Below are 5,710 nucleotides of genomic sequence, written 5' to 3'. Positions count from 1 at the left end.
ATCACCACCTATCTGTTAGCCGCGCTGGTCACCTGGCTGTTCCAGTCGAGCATCGCCGCGGTGCTTTTGATGGCGACACTGGCGGGCCGCGGGCTGATCACGCCGGAACTGGGCGTCGTGCTGGTGCTGGGCGTCAATCTCGGCTCGTCGCTGATTGCGCCGATGCTGACGCGGTCGGCGCCGCCCGAGGTGCGCATCGTGCCGGTCGGCAATCTTTTGATGCGCGGCCTCGGCTCGCTGATCATGCTGGTCCTGATCATGACCTTCAAGCCGGATGTCGGCTTCCTCGGCAGAAGCGCGCCCGATCAGATCGTCAACGCCCACATCCTGTTCAATGTGCTGATCCTGCTGGCCGGACTGCCGCTGGCCGGCCTCGTCTACCGCGCTTCCGAAAAGATCGTGGCGCTGGGCAGCACGCCGCAGCCGGCCGCCACGCTCGAGGTCGTGGAGCTGTCGGCGCTGAATGAGAGCGCCCTCGATACGCCGAACCAGGCGTTGGCCAACGCGACGCGCGAGGTGGTGCGGGTTTGCGAGACGGTCGAGATCATGCTGAAGCGCATCATCGAGCTTTATGAGGATGCCGACCCCGCCAAGATCAAGGCGCTTGCCGCGCTCGACGACCGCGTCGACCGGAAGCACGCCGCGATCAAGCTCTACTTAGCCAAAGTCACTCGGAACCCGCTGACCGAGGACGAGGCGTTGCGCTGCCAGGAGCTGATCGGCGCCTGCGTCAAGCTGGAGCAGGTCGGCGACATCATCGTGCGCAACATGCTGGTGCATGTCAGGAAGAAGCTGGAGCGCGGCCTGGAATTCACGCCGGAAGGCTGGCAGGAGCTTTGCGCCTTCCACTCTTCCGTGCTTGCAAATGCGCGGCTCGCCTTCAACGTGCTCGTCTCGCGCGACCCGGAAACCGCCAGGCAATTGGTTCTGGAGAAGGACCTGTTGCGCGAGCGCGAGAAGGAAACCAGCGCCAGCCATTTCCTGCGCCTGCGCGAAGGCACCGCCAAGAGCATCGAGACCAGCTCGATCCACCTCGACACCATCCGCGACCTGAAGCAGATCAACTCGCTGTTGGCCTCGATCGCCTATCCGGTGCTCGAGGAGCGCGGCCTGCTCGGCGGCTCGCGGCTGAGGGCCAGCTGACGGAACTCAAGAAAAGCTAAAGCGGTATCGACAATTTCTCCATTGCCGCGCCCGCCCAGGCGTGGTTTGAGGCCATGCATTCCTCGCATATGTTTTGAACCATGCTGCCGCTGATTGCTCTTTTCCTTGCCGCCTTCGCCTTTGGCACCACCGAATTCGTCATAGCCGGCGTGCTGCCGGAGGTGGCGCAAGGTCTCGGCGTTTCGGTGCCGACCGCCGGATATCTCGTCTCCGGCTATGCCTGCGGCATTGCCATCGGCGGCCCGCTGCTGGCGCTCATGACCAGCAAAGTCTCGCGCAAGACGCTGCTGATCGGACTGACGATCGCTTTCACCCTCGGCCAGGTGGCCTGCGCGCTGGCGCCCGATTTCACCTCGATGCTTCTGCTGCGCATTGCGACTGCCGTGGCGCATGGTTGCTATTTCGGCGTCGCCATGGTGGTTGCGGTCAGCCTGGTGCGGGAGGACCAGCGCGGCCGGGCGGTCGCGGTGATCCTCTCGGGGCTGACGGTTTCCAACGTCATCGGCGTGCCCGCCGGCACCGCGATCGGCAGTCTGTGGGGTTGGCGCGCGACCTTCTGGGTGATGGGCGTGCTCGGCATCATCGCGATCGTCGCGATGCTGGCGCTGTTGCCGCGAACGGCGGGCGCCGCCAGCCGGCCCGCCGGGCTGGCGCGCGAAGTTCGCGTGCTTGGCCGCCAGCAGGTCTGGACCTCGCTGATCCTTATGCTGATGCTGATGATTGGCCAGTTTGCGCCGTTCACCTACATCACGCCGATGCTGCTCGAAGTGACAGGCCTCGACGAGAGCCTGATCCCTTGGGTGCTTTTGCTCAACGGCGTCGGCGCCACGATCGGCGTCCTGGTCGGCGGCAAGCTCGCCGACTGGAAGCTGATGCCCTCGCTGATCGTCATGCTCGCCCTGCAGGCGGTGGCGCTCGGCGTTATCCATCTGGTGAGCCCCTACCCGGTGCCGATGATCGTCGCCATCGTCATCTGGGGCGGTCTGAATTTCGCCATCGGCGCGCCGATCCAGACGCGCATCCTGGCCTGGACGGCCGATGCCTCCAACCTCGCTTCCGCGCTGATCCCATCCGGCTTCAATGTCGGCATCGCGCTCGCTGCGTCGCTGGGTGCTGCGATGCTCAATGCCGGCTACGGCTATCGCAGCCTGCCGCTCGCCGGCGCCCTGGCCATGCTGGTGGCGGTGGTGGTGGCTGTCGGCTCGCTAGCCTGGGAATGGCGCAGCCGCGCGACGCCGCCGCTGCCGGCGGCGGCCGAGTAACGGGCCGCGCCAAGCCACGGTTTGCTGCTTCAGACCTTCGGTCGCGAGGAGCCCGGCACTCCCGAAAGGATGGAAGCGAGGCTTTCAAGACCTTCCTTCAGCCGTTCGCGGTTGGAGGTGGCGCCCAGCGCCAAGCGGAAGCCATTGGCGAAGTCCCGCCCGACGGCAAACTCTTCCGCGGGGCTGATGGCCAGCCCGCGACGGCGGGCAACGTCGGCGAGTTCGCCCGAGCGCAGCCGGCTCTCCAGCGGATACCACAGATGCAGGCTGGCCTCCGATGCCGCAAAGCCCTTGGGCAGGATGTTGCGCGCGATTTCCTGCCTGGCCTTGGCCTCAGTCCGCACGGCGGCGGTGATCTCACCGGCGAGGCCGCTGCGCAACCACTCGCAGGCAAGGCCCGCCATCAGCGGCGGCGCCATCATGGTGGTGCCGCGTATTGCTGCCGAGATCCGCTCGGCGGCCTGCTGATCAGGGGCCGCCAGAAAGGCCGTGCGCAGGAAAGGCGAGATGCATTTTGCCAATGTCGCGACATGGAAGGTTCGTTCGGGCGCCAGGGTCAGAAAGGCCGGCGGCGCTGTGGCGAGCAACCTTCTGTAGGGATCGTCCTCGACGATGGTCAGCCCGAGCTTGTCGGCCATGCGGGCGAGTTCGCGCCGCCTGCTTTCGGGCATGACAGATGCGGTTGGATTTTGCAGCGTCGGGTTGAGGTAGAGAGCGCGGGCGCCGTGCCGCCGCACCGCCTCTTCTAGATCGTCCGGCAGCATGCCGTCACTGTCGTTTAGGACAGCGGCGAGCTTGCGCCGCGTGGTCCCGGCCAGCGCAATCAGCCCGGGATAGGTCAGCGCGTCGGCAAGGATCGTGTCGCCCTCGCGCGTCTCTGCCAGCACGACGGCCGTGAGCAGCGCCTGCGCGCCCGAGCCGACAACGACCCTGTCGACCGGCAGCCTGTCTCCCGCCGCGGCGAGCCAGGACGAGCCGGCGGCGCGCTCCGCGGGCGAGCCTGGGCCGGGATGATAGGAAAGCAGCGCTTCCGCGCTGGAGCGCTTGAGCAATGCCTCGATGCCCGTCCGGATCAGTGCCGGCAGGTTGAGGCCGGCCGGCGCCGGCGGGATGTTCATGCTGAGATCGAGGACAGGTTCTTCCGGCTCGCCCGGCGTGACGAAGGTGCCCCGGCCCGCCGTCGCGTCGATCAGGTTCCTGCGACGGGCTTCGGAAAACGCCCGCGTCACGGTCGTGAGATCGACCCCGAGCAGCCGGGCGAGTTCCCTTTGCGGCGGCAACCTGTCGCCTGGCTGCAAGCGGCCGCCCGAGCGGGCATCCGCGAGCGCGTCGACGATCTTCAGATAGACCGGTCGCGGTCCCGCCTCCAGAACCGGAAGCCAGCCCATATCATTTTCTCGAGTCACTTATTCGCAATCCATACATCTTGTCGCATTGTCTGCATACAAGAATGATATATGTATGCATCAACGATCTCAAGGCCCGTCCAGCCTCACGCGACATCGACCGGAGAAACCATCATGCAAGACCTTGCGCATTATCCACCCCTGGCACCTTGGCAGGTGGGAATCCGCGGCCGCTGCCCGCGTTGCGGAGAGGGCCACCTGTTCGACGGATTCCTGAAACTGGCGCCGAAATGCGAGGTCTGCGGGCTCGACTATTCCTTTGCTGATCCCGCCGACGGCCCGGCCTTTTTCGTCATCTGCTTTGCCTGTGTGCCCTCGGTGCTGTTCGCCGTCTGGGCGCAGGTGACTTTCGAGCCCTCCATGTGGTTCCACGCCTTCGTTTCGATCCCGATCGTTCTCGCGACCTGCATCCCGCCGCTCAGGCCGCTCAAAGGCTGGCTCGTGGCAAGCCAGTTCTACCACAAGGCGGAAGAAGGAAGGCTGGCCAGGCCCGGCGAGTGACCTTGACTCGGTTTCGATCAAGGTTTCGTCTCGCGGCCCCGGACCTGTCGAAATCAAGGTCGAGGTCGAGACCGCCATGACCCCCCACGCGGATCGCTCTCAAGTCGCCCGGAACCGGATTTCGCCTTTGTTCAGGAAACAGGCCTTGTCGAACAGCGACAGGTCAAGCGGGTTCGGCAGCCGGATATCGCCTATATCCGGAAACGGCCTCCTGGCGGGATCGTATGATCTGTCGATCTGCGAGATGAACACCAACACCAGTTCACGTTCCCGGGCGAACGACCTGAGCGCGCGTATCTGCACCATGAGTTCGGGATTGTCCCGCTTCTGGTCGAGCAGCTGCAGATAGTCGATCACCGCCAGCGTGCCGGGCGGCGCCGACCGCAACGCCTCGATGATGTAAGCGGCGCTGATGGCGTCGGAATTGTCGAACTCGAACAGATGGTCGAAATCCGCAGGGTCGGCGCCGATGTCCCGGAACCGGTCGAGAATGTCGGCATGCATATATTCCAGGGTAAAGAATACGGCGCGACTGCCCCGCTTCATGGCCGCCACGGCGAGCTCGAGGCTCATCAGCGTCTTGCCCTGCCCCGGCCGTGCCGCCACGAGGACCATGTCGCCGGGCATAAGCCGCTCCAGCAGCCTGTCGCCAGGCTCGGCTTCGGCGGCTTTTGCCGCAAGCAGGCTCCAGCTACAAAAGCCTTCCTTGGCGGCAACGCGGTCGAGCGCCTCGTGAAGGGGGACATTTTCCCGGCGAGACAAGAGCCTCGCCTGGCGTTTCAGATGATAGACGGGTGCGGAAAGCCGCATCGAAAAACCTCCTGCCGCGAGCAGTCTTGGCAACCCCTCCTTATGCCTGGCGCTCGAACAGTTGGTTGGTGATGGACTGCCCTGCATGAACGATGCTTCCCGATGGAGGGAGGAGGCGTGGGCGCGCCGGAATCAGATCATAGCGCAATCGAAGCAGGCCGGAAATCCGACCTCCAAAAGGCGTCGCTAAACTAGAAGTGTTTCGCCGATGCGTGGGGACCTTCTATGATTGGTCCGGGTGATTCACAGGTACGAGACGTTTCGACAGGAGGGGCAAAACGGTGCGGTTGAGATCTGTTCCGCTTGGCGCGGCTATCTTTTGCCTTGTCGCAATCCTGGCCGCTCTGACGGCATCGGTCAGCTCATTTGCCGCCTTGCGACCGTCGACCATTCCCGACTGGTTGCAGCGCCATGTCGGCGATGGCGACGGCCAGATCTCTGAAGTCGTGCTGGAGCGGGCACGCGCGCTCTACCAGAAGAAAGTCAGCGACGGCTCGGTCAATAACCCCTGCTACTTCGCCATGGATGCCACGCGTCCCGGCGACCTCGGCAACAGCGTGCTCGGCC

At 64.8% G+C, this 5,710-nt stretch carries 5 protein-coding genes and 1 pseudogene; 4 read left to right on the top strand and 2 right to left on the bottom strand.

Annotated features, from left to right (window positions below; all coding sequences use genetic code 11):
- Window positions 1-1,143, top strand: a 1,143-nt coding sequence (locus EOA27_RS19035; protein ID WP_145970414.1) for a Na/Pi cotransporter family protein, incomplete at its 5' end; no start/stop codon positions are given.
- 101 nt (window positions 1,144-1,244) lie between these two features.
- Window positions 1,245-2,426 carry an MFS transporter gene (locus EOA27_RS19030; RefSeq protein WP_126081753.1) on the top strand — a complete coding sequence of 394 codons (1,182 nt, stop codon included), beginning with the start codon at window positions 1,245-1,247 and terminating at the stop codon, window positions 2,424-2,426.
- 29 nt (window positions 2,427-2,455) lie between these two features.
- On the opposite strand, the gene EOA27_RS19025 is transcribed toward EOA27_RS19030, so the two are convergent.
- Entirely contained in the window at window positions 2,456-3,814 is a 1,359-nt protein-coding gene (locus EOA27_RS19025; protein ID WP_126081752.1) for a PLP-dependent aminotransferase family protein, read from the bottom strand.
- A 132-nt stretch (window positions 3,815-3,946) separates the two neighbouring features.
- Between EOA27_RS19025 and EOA27_RS19020 the strand changes: the two genes are divergently transcribed.
- Window positions 3,947-4,333: a DUF983 domain-containing protein gene (locus tag EOA27_RS19020; protein WP_126081751.1), complete on the top strand. Its 387-nt coding sequence runs from the start codon at window positions 3,947-3,949 to the stop codon at window positions 4,331-4,333.
- A 99-nt stretch (window positions 4,334-4,432) separates the two neighbouring features.
- Here the strand turns inward: EOA27_RS19020 and EOA27_RS19015 are convergent, their stop codons facing one another.
- Entirely contained in the window at window positions 4,433-5,143 is a 711-nt protein-coding gene (locus tag EOA27_RS19015) for a DNA helicase (RefSeq protein ID WP_126081750.1), read from the bottom strand.
- A gap of 281 nt (window positions 5,144-5,424) precedes the next feature.
- Between EOA27_RS19015 and EOA27_RS19010 the strand changes: the two are divergent.
- Window positions 5,425-5,710 (top strand): annotated as a pseudogene (locus EOA27_RS19010) (hypothetical protein); the annotation flags it as partial.

Origin of the sequence: Mesorhizobium sp. M2A.F.Ca.ET.037.01.1.1 (assembly GCF_003998075.1) — a bacterium.
Taxonomy (GTDB): Bacteria; Pseudomonadota; Alphaproteobacteria; order Rhizobiales; family Rhizobiaceae; genus Mesorhizobium.
This window is presented reverse-complemented; position numbering and strand designations above follow the sequence as displayed.

What these genes read in the sequence shown, in the direction of transcription:
- EOA27_RS19025 (WP_126081752.1), bottom strand. Translation starts at nt 3,814, where the DNA reads ATGGGCTGGCTTCCGGTTCTGGAGGCGGGACCGCGACCGGTCTATCTG.
- EOA27_RS19020 (WP_126081751.1), top strand. Translation starts at nt 3,947, where the DNA reads ATGCAAGACCTTGCGCATTATCCACCCCTGGCACCTTGGCAGGTGGGA.
- EOA27_RS19015 (WP_126081750.1), bottom strand. Translation starts at nt 5,143, where the DNA reads ATGCGGCTTTCCGCACCCGTCTATCATCTGAAACGCCAGGCGAGGCTC.
- EOA27_RS19030 (WP_126081753.1), top strand. Translation starts at nt 1,245, where the DNA reads ATGCTGCCGCTGATTGCTCTTTTCCTTGCCGCCTTCGCCTTTGGCACC.